This window comes from Streptomyces sp. NPDC043812 (genome assembly GCF_056436245.1).
Genome location: NZ_JBWKCY010000005.1, coordinates 298,434 through 315,867, shown reverse-complemented (window position 1 = coordinate 315,867; position 17,434 = coordinate 298,434). Strand labels below are relative to the sequence as shown.

At 70.9% G+C, this 17,434-nt stretch carries 17 protein-coding genes and 7 tRNA genes; 10 read left to right on the top strand and 14 right to left on the bottom strand.

All coding sequences use genetic code 11. The features are described from left to right. Window positions 1-28: 28 nt before the first annotated feature. Window positions 29-1,696 carry a carbohydrate binding domain-containing protein gene (locus AC067Z_RS10625; protein ID WP_478789101.1) on the bottom strand — a complete coding sequence of 556 codons (1,668 nt, stop codon included), beginning with the start codon at window positions 1,694-1,696 and terminating at the stop codon, window positions 29-31. A 369-nt stretch (window positions 1,697-2,065) separates the two neighbouring features. Between AC067Z_RS10625 and AC067Z_RS10620 the strand changes: the two genes are divergently transcribed. Continuing rightward, a complete protein-coding gene (locus AC067Z_RS10620; protein ID WP_478789143.1) occupies window positions 2,066-4,348 on the top strand; it encodes a glycosyl hydrolase family 18 protein in 2,283 nt (760 codons plus the stop codon). A gap of 55 nt (window positions 4,349-4,403) precedes the next feature. Here the strand turns inward: AC067Z_RS10620 and AC067Z_RS10615 are convergent. Both AC067Z_RS10615 and AC067Z_RS10610 read right to left on the bottom strand, forming a co-directional pair. Beyond that, window positions 4,404-4,475 (bottom strand) — tRNA-Val (locus AC067Z_RS10615). A gap of 39 nt (window positions 4,476-4,514) precedes the next feature. Continuing rightward, complete coding sequence (locus AC067Z_RS10610; RefSeq protein ID WP_478789100.1) at window positions 4,515-4,961, bottom strand: SRPBCC family protein; 447 nt, start codon at window positions 4,959-4,961, stop codon at window positions 4,515-4,517. A gap of 102 nt (window positions 4,962-5,063) precedes the next feature. On the opposite strand from AC067Z_RS10610, the gene AC067Z_RS10605 reads away from it, so the two are divergent. Further along, window positions 5,064-7,562 (top strand): SCO7613 C-terminal domain-containing membrane protein, encoded by a 2,499-nt coding sequence (locus tag AC067Z_RS10605; RefSeq protein WP_478789099.1) that lies wholly within the window; start codon window positions 5,064-5,066, stop codon window positions 7,560-7,562. 49 nt (window positions 7,563-7,611) lie between these two features. Here AC067Z_RS10605 and AC067Z_RS10600 read toward each other — a convergent pair. Then, a tRNA-Val gene (locus AC067Z_RS10600) sits at window positions 7,612-7,683 on the bottom strand. 54 nt (window positions 7,684-7,737) lie between these two features. Beyond that, on the bottom strand, window positions 7,738-8,226 hold the full coding sequence (locus tag AC067Z_RS10595) for a TIGR02611 family protein (RefSeq protein ID WP_478789098.1): 489 nt from the start codon (window positions 8,224-8,226) through the stop codon (window positions 7,738-7,740). Window positions 8,227-8,416: 190 nt separating this feature from the next. On the opposite strand from AC067Z_RS10595, the gene AC067Z_RS10590 reads away from it, so the two are divergent. Beyond that, on the top strand, window positions 8,417-8,830 hold the full coding sequence (locus AC067Z_RS10590) for an SsgA family sporulation/cell division regulator (protein WP_003959770.1): 414 nt from the start codon (window positions 8,417-8,419) through the stop codon (window positions 8,828-8,830). Window positions 8,831-9,021: 191 nt separating this feature from the next. Beyond that, entirely contained in the window at window positions 9,022-9,579 is a 558-nt protein-coding gene (locus AC067Z_RS10585) for a CGNR zinc finger domain-containing protein (protein ID WP_478789097.1), read from the top strand. 27 nt (window positions 9,580-9,606) lie between these two features. Here the strand turns inward: AC067Z_RS10585 and AC067Z_RS10580 are convergent, their stop codons facing one another. Both AC067Z_RS10580 and AC067Z_RS10575 read right to left on the bottom strand, forming a co-directional pair. Continuing rightward, window positions 9,607-9,759 (bottom strand): hypothetical protein, encoded by a 153-nt coding sequence (locus tag AC067Z_RS10580; RefSeq protein WP_478789096.1) that lies wholly within the window; start codon window positions 9,757-9,759, stop codon window positions 9,607-9,609. Window positions 9,760-9,857: 98 nt separating this feature from the next. Further along, window positions 9,858-10,301 (bottom strand): hypothetical protein, encoded by a 444-nt coding sequence (locus AC067Z_RS10575; RefSeq protein ID WP_478789095.1) that lies wholly within the window; start codon window positions 10,299-10,301, stop codon window positions 9,858-9,860. A 166-nt stretch (window positions 10,302-10,467) separates the two neighbouring features. On the opposite strand from AC067Z_RS10575, the gene AC067Z_RS10570 reads away from it, so the two are divergent. After that, complete coding sequence (locus AC067Z_RS10570) at window positions 10,468-10,983, top strand: DsbA family protein (protein ID WP_478789094.1); 516 nt, start codon at window positions 10,468-10,470, stop codon at window positions 10,981-10,983. Window positions 10,984-10,986: 3 nt separating this feature from the next. Here the strand turns inward: AC067Z_RS10570 and AC067Z_RS10565 are convergent, their stop codons facing one another. The 3 genes from AC067Z_RS10565 to AC067Z_RS10555 are packed head-to-tail and all read right to left on the bottom strand — an operon-like array spanning window position 10,987 to window position 13,772. Beyond that, entirely contained in the window at window positions 10,987-11,826 is an 840-nt protein-coding gene (locus AC067Z_RS10565; protein WP_478789093.1) for a GNAT family N-acetyltransferase, read from the bottom strand. A 59-nt stretch (window positions 11,827-11,885) separates the two neighbouring features. Beyond that, window positions 11,886-12,716, bottom strand: a complete 831-nt coding sequence (locus AC067Z_RS10560) for an aminotransferase class IV (RefSeq protein WP_478789092.1) — start codon at window positions 12,714-12,716, stop codon at window positions 11,886-11,888. Next, a complete protein-coding gene (locus tag AC067Z_RS10555) occupies window positions 12,717-13,772 on the bottom strand; it encodes a chorismate-binding protein (RefSeq protein WP_478789091.1) in 1,056 nt (351 codons plus the stop codon). Window positions 13,773-13,961: 189 nt separating this feature from the next. Between AC067Z_RS10555 and AC067Z_RS10550 the strand changes: the two genes are divergently transcribed. From AC067Z_RS10550 to AC067Z_RS10530, 5 genes are all read left to right on the top strand, one after another. Further along, window positions 13,962-14,034 (top strand) — tRNA-Gly (locus AC067Z_RS10550). A gap of 37 nt (window positions 14,035-14,071) precedes the next feature. Continuing rightward, window positions 14,072-14,145, top strand: a tRNA-Cys gene (locus AC067Z_RS10545). Between the two features lies 1 nt (window position 14,146). Continuing rightward, window positions 14,147-14,218: transfer RNA gene (locus AC067Z_RS10540), tRNA-Val, on the top strand. Window positions 14,219-14,236: 18 nt separating this feature from the next. After that, window positions 14,237-14,308 (top strand) — tRNA-Val (locus AC067Z_RS10535). Between the two features lie 21 nt (window positions 14,309-14,329). Next, a tRNA-Val gene (locus AC067Z_RS10530) sits at window positions 14,330-14,404 on the top strand. A 63-nt stretch (window positions 14,405-14,467) separates the two neighbouring features. Here AC067Z_RS10530 and AC067Z_RS10525 read toward each other — a convergent pair. The 4 genes from AC067Z_RS10525 to AC067Z_RS10510 all read right to left on the bottom strand — a co-directional run bounded on the left by AC067Z_RS10525 (window position 14,468) and on the right by AC067Z_RS10510 (window position 17,392). Continuing rightward, window positions 14,468-14,584, bottom strand: coding sequence for an MFS transporter small subunit (locus AC067Z_RS10525; protein ID WP_478789090.1), 117 nt, complete (start codon window positions 14,582-14,584; stop codon window positions 14,468-14,470). Continuing rightward, on the bottom strand, window positions 14,565-15,926 hold the full coding sequence (locus tag AC067Z_RS10520) for an L-lactate MFS transporter (protein ID WP_478789142.1): 1,362 nt from the start codon (window positions 15,924-15,926) through the stop codon (window positions 14,565-14,567). The genes AC067Z_RS10525 and AC067Z_RS10520 overlap by 20 nt, the downstream gene beginning before the upstream one ends. Before the next feature lie 157 nt (window positions 15,927-16,083). Next, the gene (locus AC067Z_RS10515; RefSeq protein WP_478789089.1) at window positions 16,084-16,359 is read right to left on the bottom strand and encodes a TFIIB-type zinc ribbon-containing protein; all 276 of its coding nucleotides are present in this window, start codon (window positions 16,357-16,359) and stop codon (window positions 16,084-16,086) included. An 85-nt stretch (window positions 16,360-16,444) separates the two neighbouring features. Beyond that, on the bottom strand, window positions 16,445-17,392 hold the full coding sequence (locus AC067Z_RS10510) for a phosphotransferase (protein WP_478789088.1): 948 nt from the start codon (window positions 17,390-17,392) through the stop codon (window positions 16,445-16,447). Window positions 17,393-17,434 lie beyond the last annotated feature (42 nt).

The window sequence follows — 17,434 nt, the reverse complement described above, 5'->3', positions numbered from 1 at the left end:
GCGGTGGCGCACGGCCGCGGAGGCCGGCTCAGCCGGTGAACTGGGCGGTGATGGAGGTGAACTGCCAGTTGCTCTGGCTGATTCCGGAGCAGTTGCTGGTCACTCCGCCGCCGGGGCACGGCCGGTCGCGGTTGACCGACCAGAAGGCGAGCCGTGCGATGTGGTGGGAGTTGGCCCAGTCCTTGATCTGGGTCCAGGCCGCGGTGCTGGTGAGTTCCTGCTGGTCGCTGAGTCCGTTCATGCCGGAGATGCCGATGTGGGCGTAGGCGGTGGCGTCGTCCCAGCCGAACGTGGACTTCAGTTTGTTCTTGAGCCCTTCGGTGGCGTTCACGGTGTTGCCGTACATGTCGGCGCCACCGCCGAAGTCGAACGGCATGATCGTGAAGACGTCGATGTCCGCCTGGAGTGCCTGGGCCCGCTCGATGAGGCGGTTGCCCCACCAGGTGGGTCCGGTGGTGGAGGTGCCGAAGGTGATGACGGTCTTCAGGCCCGGGTTGTTCTGCTTGACGATCTTGAGTGCGTTGAGGATGCGGTCCTGCACGACCTCGTTCTCGAACTCGTCGGAGTTCTCGATGTCGACGTCGATGGCCTTGAGGCCGTAGGCGTCGATGACCCGCTGGTAGGCACCGGCGAGCGCTTCGGGGGTGGAGCAGTTGGGGCCGAGCTTGTTGCCGCTCCAGCCGCCGATGGAGGGCACGATGTCGCCTCCGGCCGCGCGGATGGCGTTGATGGTGGACTGGTCGGTTCCGCCGGTGAGCGGCCGGTTGCCGTCCCAGGCGGGGTTGCAGCCGCCGGAGGACAGGATGAACGCCATGGTGAACCACTTGATGCCGGTGGCGCTCATCACGGAGGTGACGCTCGGCGGGTCGCCCCAGCCGAGGTAGAGGTAGGGCGCGGCCTGCTTGAACCCGGTGCCGCCGCCTCCGCCGGGGTCCGTGGTGACGCCGACGGCGGCCGACGCGGGGGAGACGTTGCCGGCGGCGTCGCGAGCCCGGACGGTGAAGCTGTACGAGGTGTTCGCGGCGAGTCCGGTGACGGTCGCGGTGATTCCGCTGACGGTGGTCGCCAGGGTGCCGCCGCGGTAGACGTCGTAGCCGGTGACGCCGGTGTCGTCGGTGGCGGCGTTCCAGGCGAGCGTGGCGCTGGACGAGGTCTTGCCCGTGGAACGAAGGCTGGTCGGGGCGGTGGGCGCCTGGGTGTCGCCGCCTCCGCCGCCGGGGCCGTCGAGGCTGATGTCGTCCGCGTGGTAGGTGCCTTGGGCGTACCAGCCGTGGAGGTAGATCTGGGCGCTGCTCTGGTTGGCCGCGGTCGTGAACGAGACGGTGAGCTTGGTGTACGCGCCGGCGGACGGGGTCCAGGCGGACGGTCCGCCGGTGACGCCGAGGTGGACGTAGTTGCCGCGGACCCAGCCGGAGAGGGTGTAGGCAGTGTTGGGCTGCACCTGGACGGTCTGCGTGCACGTGGCGCTGTCGGCAGCGGTGACGGCTCCGGCGAGGGCCTTCGTACCACTGTGCACGGGGCTGCTGACGACGGAGCCGAGCCCGCCGCTGCACGACCAGCCCGAGAGGCTGCCGGTCTCGTATCCGGGGTTGGTGAGCAGGTTGGCGGCTTGGGCGGTGCCTGGCAGGCCGATGGCGGCGGCTGCTGCGAGCAACGCCGCGCTCAGGCCGGCCAGGAGGCGAAGTCTGGTACGCACGTGACCTCCCGGTGAAGGTGGGGACGGTATTGCGGACCTGTCGCGGCGCCACGATTGGTCTGGACCTGCGTGGCGGATTGAAGCGGAGCGCGAGTACCGCGTCAAGAGCGTCACGGCAAAGGGAGTTGCCCTCGACAGACCGAAGGACGGCATCGGTCAAGAGGAAGCAAAATCTCCCGGAATTGGTCTACGCCTTTCCAGGGGCCGGAGCGTGGGGGGAGTCCCCTGCGGCACTCCATTGGTACAGCCCACACGGCGGGCCGCGTCGTTGACGCACTCGCACCTACTCAGTTTCTTGAGAAGCGGAGACACGGGACGTCCCTCCCCACCCCCACCTCAAGGAGAGCCGTGTCCACAGGAATCAGGTCCATGCCGCCACCCCGCCGCAGACTTCTCGCCGTCCTCGTCGCGTTCCTGCTGGCACTGGCCGGGCTCACCGGTCTCGGCGCCGGACAAGCCCGGGCCGCGGGCCCGCTCACCGCCACGTTCACCAGTGCCGACAACGGTTCCTGGTGGAAGGGCACGTTCGTCGTCAGGAACAACTCCGGGGCTGCCGTGAACGGCTGGAGCCTGGAGTTCGACCTGCCGCCGGGTGTGACGATCAGCCAGCACCACAACGGCACCGCCGCCGTCAACGGATCGCATGTCACGGTGACTCCGGCGCACTACAACTCCGGTGTCCCGGCGAACGGCACCACCGAGCCGTACAGCTACTGGTTCGTCGCCTCGGGCCCGCTCACCGCACCGACCGGCTGTCTGATCAACGGCGACAAGTGCGACGGCAGCCCCGCCACGCCTCCGTCCGCGCCCGGCGGGTTGACCGTCACCGACACCACCGCCCGCACCGTGAACCTGAAGTGGAGTGCGGCCACGCCCGGCGACCACCCCGTTGCCTCCTACGAGGTGCTGCGCGGCTCCACCGTCGTCACCACCACCGCGACCACGACGGCGACCGTGCGCGATCTGACCCCGGCCACCTCCTACAGCTTCACCGTCCGCGCCAAGGACAGCCGCGGCAACCTCGGTCCGGGGAGCGCGCCCGTCACCGCGACGACGGTCGACCCGGCGAGCGACACCGTCCCACCGACCGCCCCGGGCACTCTGCGGAGCACCGGCAAGACCTCGTCCACCGTCTCCCTCGCCTGGAACGAGGCCACGGACAACAGCCGCGTCGCCGCCTACGACGTCCACCGCGGTACGACACTGGTGACGAGCGTCCCGGCGACCACCCTGAGCACCACGGTCACGGGGCTGACCCCCTCCACCACCTACCAGTTCACCGTCAAGGCACGCGACGCCGCCGACAACCCCTCCCCCGCCTCCAACACCCTGTCCGTCACGACCGACGAGGCGGTCGGCGGCGGCGGCCACGCCAAGGTCGGGTACTTCGTGCAGTGGGGGATCTACGGCCGCCAGTACTTCGTGAAGAACCTCGACACCTCCGGAGCCGCCGCCAAGCTCGATGTCATCAACTACGCCTTCGGCAACATCGACCCGGTCGATCTCACCTGCCTGCAGGGAGTCACCAAGGGAGTGTCCGGCAACCCGCAGGACCCGAACGAGGGCGACGGGGCGGGCGACGCCGAGGCGGACTACGGCCGCGCATTCGCAGCCTCCCAGTCCGTGGACGGTGTCGCGGACGACGGCTGGGGCAAGCTGCGCGGGAACTTCAACCAGCTGAAGAAGCTCAAGGCCAAGCACCCGCATCTGAAGTTCGTCATCTCGCTCGGCGGCTGGACCTTCTCCAAGTACTTCTCCGACGTCGCGGCCACCGACGCCTCCCGCAAGAAGTTCGTGAAGTCCTGCATCGACACCTACATCAAGGGCGATCTGCCCGTGTACAACGGCGCGGGCGGACCCGGCGTCGGGGCGGGGATCTTCGACGGCATCGATCTCGACTGGGAGTGGCCGGGTTCCCCCGACGGCCATCCGGGCAACCACTGGAGCACCGCGGACAAGGCCAACAACACCGCGCTCATCGCGGAGTTCCGCAAGCAGCTCGATGCGCTGGGCGGCGAGCGCAAACTGCTGACCGCCTTCACCCCGGCGGACCCGAAGAAGATCGACGCGGGCTGGGACCTGTCGAAGATCTTCGCCGACATGGACTACGCCAACGTCCAGGGATACGACTTCCACGGCGCGGGCAGCGACAACTCCTGGGAGCCGAACCGCACCGGACACCAGGCCAACCTGTACCCCGACACCCAGTCGCCGTACCCGAACGACTTCAGCATCGACGGTGCGGTGCAGAAGTATCTGAGCGCCGGGGTCTCCCCACGCAAGCTCACCATCGGCTTCCCCTTCTACGGGCGCGGCTGGAAGGAGGTCGCCGCCGGCGGCGTCAACGGTGAGTGGCAGAGCGCGAACGGCGCGGCACCGGGCCAGTTCCCGGAGGAGGCCGGCACCCGCGGCTACCAGAACCTCCTGGCCATGGTGCCGAACATGACGGTCCACCACGACACCCAGTCGGTGGCGACCTACGGGTACCAGGGCGCGAACGGCCAGTGGTGGTCGTTCGACGACACGTGGTCCATCGGGCAGAAGGCCGCCTACATCAAGTCCGAGAACCTGCTGGGCGCGATGATCTGGGAGATGTCCGGCGACACCCCGAGCGGCTCGTTGATGGGCGCCCTCGACAGCGGGCTGCAATAGCACCCGGGAAACGCAGTGAGGCCGGTCCGTCTGCTGACGGACCGGCCTCTCCCGGTGGGCGATACTGGTTTCGAACCAGTGACCTCTTCGGTGTGAACGAAGCGCTCTCCCACTGAGCTAATCGCCCGGGAACGCACTGAACCATACAGGGCGTCGCGCCCTTCCTTCAAACCGCTTCCAGGTACGCGGCCAGCCCCCGCCGCCCGCCGCGCATCATCAGTGCGTGGTTGGCCCGGAAGAAGGGGCGACACGGCACGGCCAGCCGCCTCATCAGCGGCTTGCGCACCTCCACCTCCTGCTCGTACAGCGCCCGCGTGCCGCCGCCGTGCGCACGCACCGTCCAGCGCGACCAGCCTTCGAGATCCCCGCCCAAGGCGATCTCGAGCACCCCGGCGGCCGGGTCACGGCGGTGCGCACGGGCGGTGACGCGAAGGTCGTACGGCAGGAGGGAACGGAAGCGGGCGGTGCCGGACTCCTCCCCGGTGGCGATCACTTCACGCACCTGCGGCCACCACCGCGGGTAGTCCTCCGCCCGCTCCAGCGCCTGGTACACGGCGTCGGGATCGGCGGGCAGGTCCCAGACACTGCGGAAGCGGTAACGGCACCAGTCCATGGCTCCAGTCTGCGCCAGGGCGGGGCGGCCGGAAGGTACTCAGGGCGTATCTGAGTACGCGCGCCCATGGCCGGGCGTTGTGGCCGCCGCCACACTGCCGCCATGGAGAACGTTCCGCCGCCCGCCGAGGAACTGGCGATCCTCGACCGCGAGCTTCAGCAACTCGACGCACGCCGGGCCCAGTTGCTGGCCCGCCGCACCTGGCTGCTCGCCGCGCTGCGGCCGCCCGCCGCCGCGCCGTCCTTTCCGCACGCGAGCGGTTGGCCCGTCGGCCCGAAGCCGCCCGCCGAAACCTCGCCGCCCAACGTGCAGAACGTCCTGCTCACGCTCGGCGGCATTCTGCTCAGCATCGCGGCGATCGCGTTCACTCTCGTCAGCTGGGGCCACATGGGCATCGGCGGCCGCTCGGCAGTGCTCGGCGCGGTGACGTTGGCGGCCCTGGGCACGCCGGTCGTACTGCTGCGCCGGAGCCTCGTCTCGACGGCCGAGTCCGTGGCAGTGCTCGGCATGGTGCTGACGGTGCTCGACGCGTACGCCCTGCACCGAGCCGTGCTGCCGGACACCGACGGCCTCGGGTACACGGCCTGCGCGTCCGCTCTGCTCGCCGCCGGGTGGTCGGCCTACGGTCTGTCCCTGCCCCGCCTGCGTTCCCCGCTGCCGACGGCAGTGGTGGCCGGACAACTGCCGCTCCCGCTGTGGGCGCTGACCGCGGGCGCGGGCGCGCCGCCGATGGAGTGGGCGCTACTGCTGACCGCGGTGCTCGACGTCGCGCTGGTGCTGTGGACGCGTCCGGCGGTGGTGCGCGGGTTCGCCTCGGTGGCCGCGGCCGTCACGGGCGGCTCCGCACTGCTGATCGGCGTCTGGCAGTCGCTGGACGCCGGGACGCCCGCGTCCGCCGCCGTCCCGGCGGTGCTGCTCCTCGCCGGGGCCGGGGTGGCGTTGTTCGCTGCCTGGCGTCTGCCGGCCGCTGCGGTCGCCACGTCGGTGGTGGCGGCTCTGGCCGCGGTCGCCGCGGTCGGCGGCGTGGTCCGTACCGCGGTGCCTGCCGGCTGGGCCGTGCTCGGGTATCTGCTGTGCGCCACGGCCCTGTTGGCCGTGGTCCGTGCCTCGCTGCCGCGCGGCGTGGTGCGCGGGCTCGCCGTCGCGGCGGGCGTGGTCCACGGAGCGGCGGCGTTGTCGGCGGTCCCGCTGACCCTGCTGTCCCTGGCCGGACCGGCGACGCTGCTCGGCGACATCTGGTCCTCGACTCCGGCGGGCACCCGTGAGGCGCTCGCCCTGGACCTCCCGCTGTCCACCCTGCCGGCGACCCCGGTGGTCCTGGTGCTCCTCGCGGCGTCGGCGGCGCTCGCGTCGCGCCGTCTGCCGGCCACGCCGGCCTCCGGCGAGGCGCCCACCGAAGCTGCGCCCGGCCCCGAGGTGCGCACGCCATGGTCTCCGGTCACACCGAAGGCCCCCCGGCCGGGGGCTCTGCACGCGGCCGCCGTCCGTGCCGCGCTCGTCCTCGGCTGGGCCGCGCTGCTCGTCGTGCCCGCCGTACTCGATCTCGGTTACGCGGCGGGGCTCGCGTGGCAGTCGGTGCTGACGGTGGCGCTCCTGGCGCTCGGCGTCCGTCGCGGCCCCGCGGGCGGTTCGCTGTCGGCCGTCGCGTCGACGGCCCTGCTGTGCGGACTGATCGCCTCGGTGAGCGTCGCCCTGCTGTCGCTGGCGACACGTCCGGCGACGTTCACCGTGCTCGGTGTGCTGTTCCTGGCTCTTGTCGCCGCCGCGTTCCGGGCGGCCGGTGCCGCTGTACAGGCGCTCCTGGCCTGCGCGGCAACGCTGGCCGCCACGGGCCTGGCGGGCGCCGGGGCGGCCGCGGCCGGCCTGCCGGCCCACCGGGCGGCTCTGGTGCTGCTGCTCGTGCCTGTCGCGGGCGCGCTCGCCGGCGCACGGCTCAGGCGCCACCCCGTCGCTCTGCCGGTGGAGGCCACCGCGGGGTCGGCGGGCCTCCTCGCCGTGCTGCTCGCCACCGGCGACAGCCCGTCGCTCGCGCTGGTCCTGGCGTTGTGCGGCGTGATCGCCGCGGCCACGGCCGTGCGGGCCGAGCGGCGCCCGGCAGCCGGGTATCTGGCCGCGGTGCTGTTCGTGCTGGCCACCTGGGTGCGGCTGTTCTCCTCCGACGTGGCCTCCCCGGAGGCGTACACGCTGCCGGTCACCGTCCCCGCGCTCGTGGTCGGCGTGCTGCGCCGGCGCCGCGACCCGCAGGCGTCGTCGTGGACGGCCTACGGGCCGGGTCTCGCGGCCACCCTGGTGCCCAGCCTCGTCGTCGCCTGGGGGGACGAGCACTGGCTGCGGCCGCTGCTGCTGGGCGTCGCGGCGCTGGCGGTCACGCTCGCCGGTGCACGCCTGCGGCTTCAGGCGCTGCTCGTGCTCGGCGGCACGGTCCTGGCCCTGGACGCCCTGCACGAGCTGGCGCCGTACGTGGTCCAGGTCGTCGGCGCCCTCCCCCGCTGGCTGCCGCCGGCCCTGGTGGGGCTCCTGCTGCTCGCGGTGGGGGCGACGTACGAGCAGCGGCTGCGGGACGCGCGCAGGCTCCGGGAGAGCCTGGGCAGGATGCGCTGAAAAGCCGAAGGCCCCGGAGACGCGGAGTCTCCGGGGCCTTCGGTCCGGGTGGGCGATACTGGGTTCGAACCAGTGACCTCTTCGGTGTGAACGAAGCGCTCTCCCACTGAGCTAATCGCCCGGGCGCACCGCAAACATTACCCCATGTCAGCGGGTCGCCAGGACCATGTGCGGGTCACTCGTCGATCTTCCACGGCATCGCGATCCCGAACTTCCAGAGGTAGATCCCGACCAGTACGGCGATGATCACCAGGCCGACGCTCGTGAGGATGATGTTCCGCTGCCGGACCTTCGGGTCGAGCGCCTTCTGTGCCGCCTCGGTCACCTTCCGCTTGGTCCAGCGGAGCACCAGCTGCGCCCAGACGAACTCCGTCGCCCAGATCGCCATGCCACCGAAGATCACGACCCAGCCGGGTCCGGGCAGGACGAGCATCGCGACGCCCGCGCCGACGACCGCGAGACCCACGATGAAGACGCCGACCTGCCAGCTGATGTGCAGCGTTCTGGACCGTTTGATGAAGTGTGGCGCCCGCGACCCGAGCTCCCGCTCCTCCTTGCCCCCGTCCGGGGCCGGCTCGGCCGCGCCCGTCGTCACGTCCCCCGTCGCGGAACCCGAGACCGTCGCTGCGACGCTCTCGCTCCGCTCGTCACTCTCCGCATTCATGGTCCCCAACTTACCGGATTGAACTTCATCACCGGAACGGCCGTATAACACAAGGAAATGCGCCGCCGTACGAGCGACATGAAGGATCACAAAACGGTCAGAGGGGTTTACAACGGCACCGTAGGTGGCATGTCGATTTCGCCGACGTGCGAATCCCCGAGCGCACACTGAGCGAAAGGCCCTGGCGCTTATGAACACCACGGTCAGCTGCGAGCTGCACCTGCGCCTCGTTGTATCGAGCGAGTCATCACTGCCTGTACCCGCGGGCCTGCGGTATGACACGGCCGATCCTTATGCCGTGCACGCCACCTTCCACACCGGAGCCGAAGAGACGGTCGAATGGGTTTTCGCCCGCGACCTCCTCGCGGAGGGGCTGCATCGCCCCACCGGTACGGGCGACGTACGAGTCTGGCCGTCCCGCAGCCACGGCCAGGGCGTTGTCTGCATCGCGCTGAGCTCCCCGGAGGGCGAAGCCCTGCTCGAGGCCCCGGCGCGGGCCCTGGAGTCGTTCCTGAAGCGAACGGACGCCGCGGTGCCACCAGGTACCGAGCATCGGCATTTCGATCTCGACACGGAGCTCTCGCACATCCTGGCCGAAAGCTGAGCCAGGCCAAGAGCCGCCCGGCGCCGTCCATCTCGGGGAGACGGCGCCGCGCGGACAATCCCATACGGCTGACACCGGCGCCGTCGTCACGGAATCCACCGTGGCGACGGCGCCGGTGCGCTCTCGGCACGAACCGCTAGAGTCGGCGCAATTCGGCGGGCACCGGCCCGCGGCAGGCCAGGGAGCGAATCGTGCTGATCCCCCACGACACCCGTATCGCGCTCGACGCGGTCGTCGATCTGGTGAACACCGCACCGGAGGGCGAGCAGGAGGACGGGCTCGCGGACGTCGCAGCACTCGAAGGCTTCGTGCGCAGCCACGACATCAGCGACGTGGGCGAGCTGGGACAACGCGACCTCAGAGCGCTGCAGGCGGTGCGGGCACGGTTCGCGGAGATCTTCGCCGCGCCGGACAGCCGCACCGCCGCGGATCTGATCAACCAGCTGGTCACTGCCGCGGGCACCACGCCGCAGCTGACCGACCACGACGGCTACGACTGGCATGTGCACTACTTCGCACCGGGCGCATCGGTCGCCGACCACCTCGCCGCCGACTGCGGGATGGCCCTGGCGTTCATCGTGGTCGCGGGCGAGCAGGAGCGGCTGCGCCGCTGCGAGGCGCCGGACTGCGGACGTGCCTTCGTCGACCTGTCCCGCAACCGTTCGCGCCGCTACTGCGACAGCCGCACCTGCGGCAACCGACTGCACGTCGCGGCCTACCGCGCCCGGCGCAAGGAGGCCGCCGGCTGACCGGCGGGGCTTCGCACACCGCGCGGATCACAGCAGGAACAGATCGTGCAGGGCGCCCATCAGCAGCAGCACGCCGATCACCGCGAGAAAGATCATCAGGGGCGGCTGGGAGAGCGCGAAGAGGCAGCCGCGCGGCTCAGGTGTGGGTGCGGGGGCCTGGCCCCGGGAGGTATCGAGCATCTCGGGGCCGATGATGACGCAGGCGGCGTCCGGGGACCGACCAACACGCCCCCGGGAGGGGGGTAGTTCATCACATCCCGTGCCCGGAGGGAGGCGTACTAGATACCGTGCTTCTTCAGGATTGCCTCGATGTCGCTGAAGTCATCGGCGGGTGCAGCCTTCTTCGGCTGGGAACGGGGCGCTGCCGACGGACGCGCCTGACCCAGTGACGGCGCGGAGGCGGCCGGCTCCACGGAGGCCCCGTGCCCGGCCGCCTCTGCGGCCTTGCGTTCCGCACGGGTGCCGCCCCTGCGGCGCTCGATCACCCGGGTGGTCATGAACAGCAGCCATGCGCCGCCGAGGAGGCCGAAGCCGAGCCAGGCCGACGGGCTGAACGCCGTGTCGACGACCCACTGCACCGCCCCCGTCAGCACCAGCCCCACGGGGATCAGGGAGTAGGCGGCGATCCGGGTCGCGGCGAGGAAACGCCGGCGGTACGCCGTGATCGCGGCGATGCCCAGGCCCGCCGCGGACACCGCGGAACAAATGGTCTCGGCAAGCATCCGGTCCTCCAGGCTTCGGCGGGCAAGAGGTGTTACGTCCCTTCCATCCTGCACCGTCCCCCTCCCCTCGGGCCATGTCCGAGGACGACCTCAGGGGGATATCGGGGGTGATCTCCTCCTCCGGTCCCGGTTGGGCCCTCGGGTGCCCGGCTGAAAGACTGGCGCCATGAGCGACTCCACCACCGCCCGCCCCGTCGTCCTCGACGTCTGGTGCGAGCTCCAGTGCCCCGACTGCCACGCCGCCCTGGAGGACCTGCGGGCCCTGCGCGCCCGCTACGGCGACCGGCTGGAGCTGCGGCTGCGGCACTTCCCCCTCGACAAGCACCGGCACGCCTTCACCGCCGCGCAGGCAGCGGAGGAGGCCGCCGAACAGGGCAAGGGCTGGCCGTACGTGGAGGCTGTGCTGGCGCGCACCGACGAGCTGGCGGCGAAGGGGGAGCCGGTTCTGCTGGACGTGGCACGCGAACTGGGCCTGGATGCCGAGGAGTTCGACACCGCACTGATCGACGGGCGGCACATTCTGATCGTCGACGCGGACCATGCCGAGGGCAAGGCGATCGGCGTGACCGGCACACCGACGTACGTCATCGACGGGCAGCGCCTGGACGGGGGCAAGAGCCAGGAGGGGCTGCGCGGCCGGATCGAGGAGATCGCCGACCGGCTGCTGACCGGCCGGCCGTGACGCCTACTGCAGTGGCTTGACGAAGTTGCGGTGGGTGGCGCGGTAGCCGAGGGACTCGTACAGGGCGCGTGCCCGGGTGTTGCCCTCGTGGACGAAGAGGGCGATCGGCCCCCCGCCGTCGGCCAGCGCGATCCGCTCGGCGAGGAGCATCAGCGCACGGCCGTGTCCCCGTCCGCGGTGCTCCTCGGCCACCTCGACGTCGTACACGTACCAGCCCGGTTCCCCTGGGCGCACCTCGCGCTGCGCGACCCAGACATGGCCGACCACGGTGCCCCGCGCGACCAGGTGCCGGAGCCGGACGCCGGGGGTGGCGAGACCTTCCGGGAGCAGGTTGCGGTGGAGGGTCTCGGACCTGGCGACGGCCTCGTCCCGCGGCACTCCCCGGCCGGTCCACTCCTTGGCGTACTCCTCGACGGCACGCGACCTCCAGCGGCCGAACTCCGGCTCGCTCATGGGCCGGCCCTCGGTCTCCGGTGGCAGGGCGGGCGCCCGGTCCGGAAGGTCCTTGACCATGCTGCGGCCGCGCTCGGTGTAACCGAGGACGGTGGCCAGCCGAAGGGCGGCGCCGGCATCGGCCGGAACGGAGGTGCGGACCTCCGTGCATCCCCAGCCGCGCAGCACCTCCTCGGCCGCGAGTGCGGCGACCGTGCCGCGCCCGCGGCGCTGGTCTGCCTCCTCGATGAGCAGGGAGCGGACGTAGCCGGCGGACGGACCTCTGCCGGGGTCCGTGGCGAGCTCGACGGCGCCGACGGGCCGGCCGTTGACGCACACGTCGTAGGCGCGTGAGGTGGCGCCGGTCCCGTCGCGCTGGATCGGCCCGGTGGGCCGCAGGGTTGTCGTCATCGGTGACTTTCTACCTGCCCCGCGGCCGTCCGACACCAGGTTTTCCAACGGCGCTGTTTCTAGTGCGACTTGGGGTCCGGGTCAGCGGCGGCACGCTCCTCGAAGACACGCATGGCCTTGGCCGTCACCGGCCCGGGAACCGCGGCGATGTCACGGCCGTCGACGCGCACGACGGCCTGGACGTCGCGGAGGGTGGAGGTCAGGAAGATCTCCTCGGCCCGGTCCAGTACGTCCAGCGGCAGGTCGGTCTCCTTGGCTCCCGTCCACTCCACGGCCAGGGCACGGGTGATTCCTGCGAGGCAGCCGGAGGACACCGGAGGGGTGTGGAGCTCGCCGTCGACGACGACGAAGACATTGGAGCCGGTGCCCTCGCACAGCTGTCCCACGGTGTTGGCGAACAGGGCCTCGGAGGCGCCCCGCTCATGGGCTCTGGCGAGCGCGACGACGTTCTCCGCGTACGAGGTGGTCTTCAGTCCGGTCAGCGCGCCGCGTTCGTTGCGCGTCCAGGGGACGGTGATCACCGCGGTGGTGTCGGGACGGCGGCCGCTCTCCCCGAGGGCGACGACCAGCGTCGGGCCGTCGGTGCCACGGTCGGATCCGAGCGGCGAGAGACCGCCGGTGTAGGTGATGCGCAGCCGGCCGAGCGGCATCGGGTTGGCGTCGATCACTGCGGCGCAGGCCCGTCGCACCTCGTCGTGGTCGGGCTCGGGAAGTCCGAGGCCGCGGGCGGAGCGGGTGAGCCGCTCCAGGTGCCGGGTGAGGGCGAAGGGCTGCCCGTGGACCGCCTTGACGGTCTCGAAGATGCCGTCGCCCACGGTCATGCCGTGGTCGAGCACGGACACCCGGGCGTCTTCGGCGTCCTTGAGTTCGCCGTTGACCCAAAGCTTCATCTAGCTGGTCCTTCCGATTGCCTCGTACGCGCCCGACGCTACCGCGAGCAGCCGGGAGGCCTTCAGTTCGGTCTCGGCCCACTCCCGGTCGGGATCCGATCCCCAGGTGATTCCGGCTCCGGTGCCGAAGCGCAGCTGCGGACCCTCCAGTGGGGTGCGGTCGATCCAGAAGGTGCGTATGCCCACGGCGAGCTCGCCGGTGCCCCGGTCCGCGTCGACCCAGCCGATGCCCCCGCAGTACGGGCCGCGGGGCGATGTCTCCAGCGCCTCAATGATCTTCAGAGCACTGGACTTGGGTGCCCCGGTGACCGAACCGGGTGGGAAGGTGGCGGCGAGCAGCTCGGGCCATCCGGCCGCGGGAGCGAGTTCGCCGCGCACGGTGGAGACGAGATGGACCAGTCCGGGGTGGGCCTCGACGGCGCACAGGGCGGGGACCTCGACGCTGCCCGTGGCGCAGACGCGGCCGAGGTCGTTGCGGACGAGGTCCACGATCATCACGTTCTCGGCGTGGTCCTTCTCGAGCAGATCGGCGGCGGTACGGCCGGTGCCCTTGATCGGGCCGGACTCGACGGTGCGGCCGGTGCGGCGCAGGTACAGCTCGGGGGATGCGGTGGCGATCTCCACTCCGTGCGCGGGAAGCCGGATCGTTCCTGCATAGGGCGCCGGGTTTCCCCGGGCCAGGAGGGCGGTGAGCTCGTCGACATCGGCGTCGTCCGGGTCCGGCAGCGGCGCCGACAGGACGCGGCAGAGGTTGGCCTGGTAGACCTCGCCGGCCGCGATGTGCTCACGGATGCGCCGCACACCGGCGGTGTAGGCGGCGCGGTCGAGCGACGAGGTCCAGTCCTCGGCGGCCGGTCCGCGCCAGCGGCCGGGGACCGGGTCTGGCACCGGCCGCGTGCGTACGTCGCCCCAGCGGGCACACGTCAGCCGCCCCTCGAAGTCTGCGGAGACGGCCCAGAACCCGGAGGATTCCAGGGCCGCGGGGTCGCTGGTGACGTCGCGGAGGTCGGTGGCTACAAGGGGGCCGAACCTGGCCAGAGGAGCGTGGTCGTGCACGTCTGTGAGTGTATGACCGGCACGGATCGGGTGCGGATGAGCCGCAGGTCGGTCGCCGGTCCTCCGCCGATGAGCTGCCGTGACGCGCACACACGTCAGCAAGCTGCACAAACGCGTTTTTGTGCTGGCCCAGGAATCCGCTAGAGTTCAACTCGTCGCCGGGACGCGCAAGCGGACCGGAAACGACAGGCGGACGTGGCTCAGTTGGTAGAGCATCACCTTGCCAAGGTGAGGGTCGCGAGTTCGAATCTCGTCGTCCGCTCGAGAATGGGGGATCTTTCCCGAACCCCTGCACTCCGGGTGGAGTGGCCGAGAGGCGAGGCAACGGCCTGCAAAGCCGTCTACACGGGTTCAAATCCCGTCTCCACCTCCATGGACGATTAGCTCAGCGGGAGAGCGCTTCCCTGACACGGAAGAGGTCACTGGTTCAATCCCAGTATCGTCCACTGGTCCGCAAGGATCCCGCGCGATTAGCTCAGCGGGAGAGCGCTTCCCTGACACGGAAGAGGTCACTGGTTCAATCCCAGTATCGCGCACGCAACACGCAGGTTCACCCTGCGCGATTAGCTCAGCGGGAGAGCGCTTCCCTGACACGGAAGAGGTCACTGGTTCAATCCCAGTATCGCGCACCATCCGAAGCCCCAGGTCGCCTCGACGGCCTGGGGCTTCGTCGTGTGCCGCCCGGGCGGCGGAGGTCACCTGGTGAAGAGCTGAGTGGCCTTGCGGATCAACTCGTACAGGCCGTAGCCGAACGGCACGGCCACCCAGAGCCAGGCCGCGGTTCCCAGCGCCCTATGACGGCTGCCGTTCATGGTCCCTCTCCTCCTCCTGGAGCGGCCGCGGTTCGTGGAACCGGGCATCGACGGGGCGTACGAGCTCGTTGGCGACGAACCCCACCACCAGCAGGCCGATCATGATGTAGAGCGAGGTGGTGTAGAGGCGGGGACCGGAGTGACCCGCGGCCTCCTGGGCATCCGCCACCCAGTTGACGATCAGCGGGCCGAGAACGCCTGCCGTCGACCAGGCGGTGAGCAGCCGCCCATGGATCGCGCCGACCTGGTACGTGCCGAACAGGTCCTTGAGATACGCCGGGATGGTGGCGAAGCCTCCGCCGTAGAACGAGAGGATCACCAGTGCGCAGACGACGAACAGAGGCTTCGAGTCGTTGCCGAGCTGGACGATCGCGAGATACATGAGAGCGCCGACGCCGAGGTAGACGCGGTAGATGTTCCTCCGGCCGATCAGGTCCGAGGTGGAGGACCACAGGATGCGGCCGGTCATGTTCGCGAGGGAGAGCAGTGCGACGAACCCCGCGGCGGCGGAGGCCGTCACGGCGGCACCGGTGTCCGCGAAGAAGTCGGTGATCATCGGGGCGGCCTTCTCCAGGATGCCGATCCCCGCGGTGACGTTCATGCAGAGAACCACCCACAGACACCAGAACTGCGGTGTGCGCAGGGCGTTCCGGGCCGAGACGTCGGCCGTGGTGACCAGGGCGCGCGTCTGCCGGGACGGCTTGAACCCAGCGGGCTGCCAGCCGTCGGCGGGGACCCGGACGAGCAGGACACCCAGGGACATGAAGACGGCGTAGGCCAGGCCGTGGACGAGGAACGCCGTCGCGATGCCGGCCCGGTCCGTGCCGAACGACTCGAGCATCCAGGTCGACCACGGGGAGGCGATCAGCGCGCCGCCGCCGAAGCCCATGATCGCGATGCCGGTCGCCATTCCGGGGCGGTCCGGGAACCACTTGATGAGCGTCGACACGGGCGAGATGTAGCCGATGCCGAGTCCGATGCCGCCGATGAATCCGTAGCCGAGGACGACGAGCCAGTACTGGCCGGCGGCAACGCCGAGGGCGGCGACCGGAAAGCCGGAGGAGAAGCAGAGGAGGGAGACGAACATCGCCCAGCGGGGCCCGTTGCGCTCGACGAGGGTGCCGCCGAAGGCCGCGGAGAGACCGAGCATGACGATGCCCAGCTGGAACGGGAGGGCGCTGGCAGTGCCGGAGAGGCCGAGTGACGACTCGAGCGCCGGTTTGAACACGCTCCAGGCGTAGGCCTGTCCGATCGAGAGATGGACGGAGAGCGCCGCGGGTGGGACGAGCCAGCGGCTCCAGCCAGGCGGGGCGACGGTGCCGGACCTGTCGAGGAAGGTCATGGCCGCACCATAGGGATTGGTCATGCCCATGCCTAGACTGCGGACCGAATCCCGTCGACGGTATGCAATTGGCCCTGCCCGAATGTGTGCCACAAGGCCCGCCGCACGGTCGGTGACCGCCCGGGCCCGGGGCGCCCCCGGACCCGGGCGGATCCTCTCAGGAGGAGAAGAGCATCCGGCCGAAACCGCGCTGGTGGTGCCTGCCGTGGTGGCCGTGCTGCGGGGCGCCCCAGGCGGGCGCGGCCGGGGCCGGGTACGCCTGCGGGGCCGGCGGCGCGGGCGGGGCCTGCTGCACCCACTGCGACTCGAGGCGGGTCAGGGACTCCAGCTCGCCGTAGTCGAGGAATATCCCGCGGCAGCCGCTGCACTGCTCGATCTGGACCCCGTTGCGGTTGTACGTGTGCATCGCTGCATGGCACTTCGGACACTGCATCGTCTGCTCAGCCTCTCGCCGATCGGTCGACGTCGCCGGATGCATGCCCGGCGACGAGGACTTCACCCTACGACGCGGACTCGAACTACAACTCGGGCGGGAGTGTGGCAATTCGGGTACAGATATCGATCACCGCGCCCTCGACGTCGTCCGGTTGCCTCTGCTCCGCAGCCGACTTGGCCAGCGCCAGCGCCGCGGTCTGAACGGTCAGCGCGCGGGCGGGCACGTCCAGTTGGGGCCAGGGGTCGGCAGCGTCCGGGACGGCGGGGCCGTTCGCCGCGGTGTACGCGCCGAGGAACCGCTGCCAGATCTCCGGTGGCAGCAGGCCCGCCGCGAACCAGGCGGCGGGACGGGCCAGATCCCAGGCCGGGTCGCCGAGACCGAGATCGTCGATGTCGATGAGCTGCCACCGGCCCGCGGGGACCGGGTGCCGGACGAGCTGGCCCAGGTGCAGATCACCGTGACACACGGTGCGGTGGTGGGGCGAGACCTCCTCGCCCCGCGCCCACGCGGGGAGCCGCTGCCAGGCTCGGCGGATCGCCGGGGCGGCCGGGTGGCCGGCCGCGGCCGTCTCCATACGGGCCACGGCGGCCGCCGCCTTGACCGGGCCGCGCATCAGGGGCAGTTGCACCGGGAGCACATCGGCTGCCACGCGATGCAGCCGCGCGAGGAGTACGGCTGCCTCCTCCCAGGGGGCCCCGTCGGGATCGGCGGGATCCACCGGAGCTCCGTAAGGCCACGCGGTGACCTGGCGCCCCTCGGTGCTCGTGTCACGGAGCGGGAGCGGCGGCAGCAGGATGCCGGTCAGCGCGGGGTGAGCGGCAAAGGCGAGGCGGGCGCGGTGCGCGTCCAGGTCCGTGTCGGGGGCGTGCGCCTTGGCGACGGCATCACCGTGTCGTACGACGACACCGTCGGGGCGGTGCGCGAGGGTCTCGCCGTCCGTCCCGCATTCGCGACAGACGGAGGCTGCGGAGCGGGCGTGGGCCGCGTCACGGGCGAGGCGCCCGAGGGCGCGGACAAGTGGTGCGGTCACGCGCTGGAGCGTACCCGGGCACGAAACGAGGAGCGCGGGGGC

Bases quoted from the DNA above. Each gene is read 5' to 3' on its own strand.
- AC067Z_RS10565 (WP_478789093.1), bottom strand. From the start codon at position 11,826: ATGACGACAACCCTGCGGCCCACCGGGCCGATCCAGCGCGACGGGACC.
- AC067Z_RS10570 (WP_478789094.1), top strand. From the start codon at position 10,468: ATGAGCGACTCCACCACCGCCCGCCCCGTCGTCCTCGACGTCTGGTGC.
- AC067Z_RS10575 (WP_478789095.1), bottom strand. From the start codon at position 10,301: ATGCTTGCCGAGACCATTTGTTCCGCGGTGTCCGCGGCGGGCCTGGGC.
- AC067Z_RS10525 (WP_478789090.1), bottom strand. From the start codon at position 14,584: ATGAACGGCAGCCGTCATAGGGCGCTGGGAACCGCGGCCTGGCTCTGG.
- AC067Z_RS10605 (WP_478789099.1), top strand. From the start codon at position 5,064: ATGGAGAACGTTCCGCCGCCCGCCGAGGAACTGGCGATCCTCGACCGC.
- AC067Z_RS10520 (WP_478789142.1), bottom strand. From the start codon at position 15,926: ATGACCTTCCTCGACAGGTCCGGCACCGTCGCCCCGCCTGGCTGGAGC.
- AC067Z_RS10610 (WP_478789100.1), bottom strand. From the start codon at position 4,961: ATGGACTGGTGCCGTTACCGCTTCCGCAGTGTCTGGGACCTGCCCGCC.
- AC067Z_RS10620 (WP_478789143.1), top strand. From the start codon at position 2,066: ATGCCGCCACCCCGCCGCAGACTTCTCGCCGTCCTCGTCGCGTTCCTG.
- AC067Z_RS10595 (WP_478789098.1), bottom strand. From the start codon at position 8,226: ATGAATGCGGAGAGTGACGAGCGGAGCGAGAGCGTCGCAGCGACGGTC.
- AC067Z_RS10560 (WP_478789092.1), bottom strand. From the start codon at position 12,716: ATGAAGCTTTGGGTCAACGGCGAACTCAAGGACGCCGAAGACGCCCGG.
- AC067Z_RS10515 (WP_478789089.1), bottom strand. From the start codon at position 16,359: ATGCAGTGTCCGAAGTGCCATGCAGCGATGCACACGTACAACCGCAAC.
- AC067Z_RS10580 (WP_478789096.1), bottom strand. From the start codon at position 9,759: ATGCTCGATACCTCCCGGGGCCAGGCCCCCGCACCCACACCTGAGCCG.
- AC067Z_RS10590 (WP_003959770.1), top strand. From the start codon at position 8,417: ATGAACACCACGGTCAGCTGCGAGCTGCACCTGCGCCTCGTTGTATCG.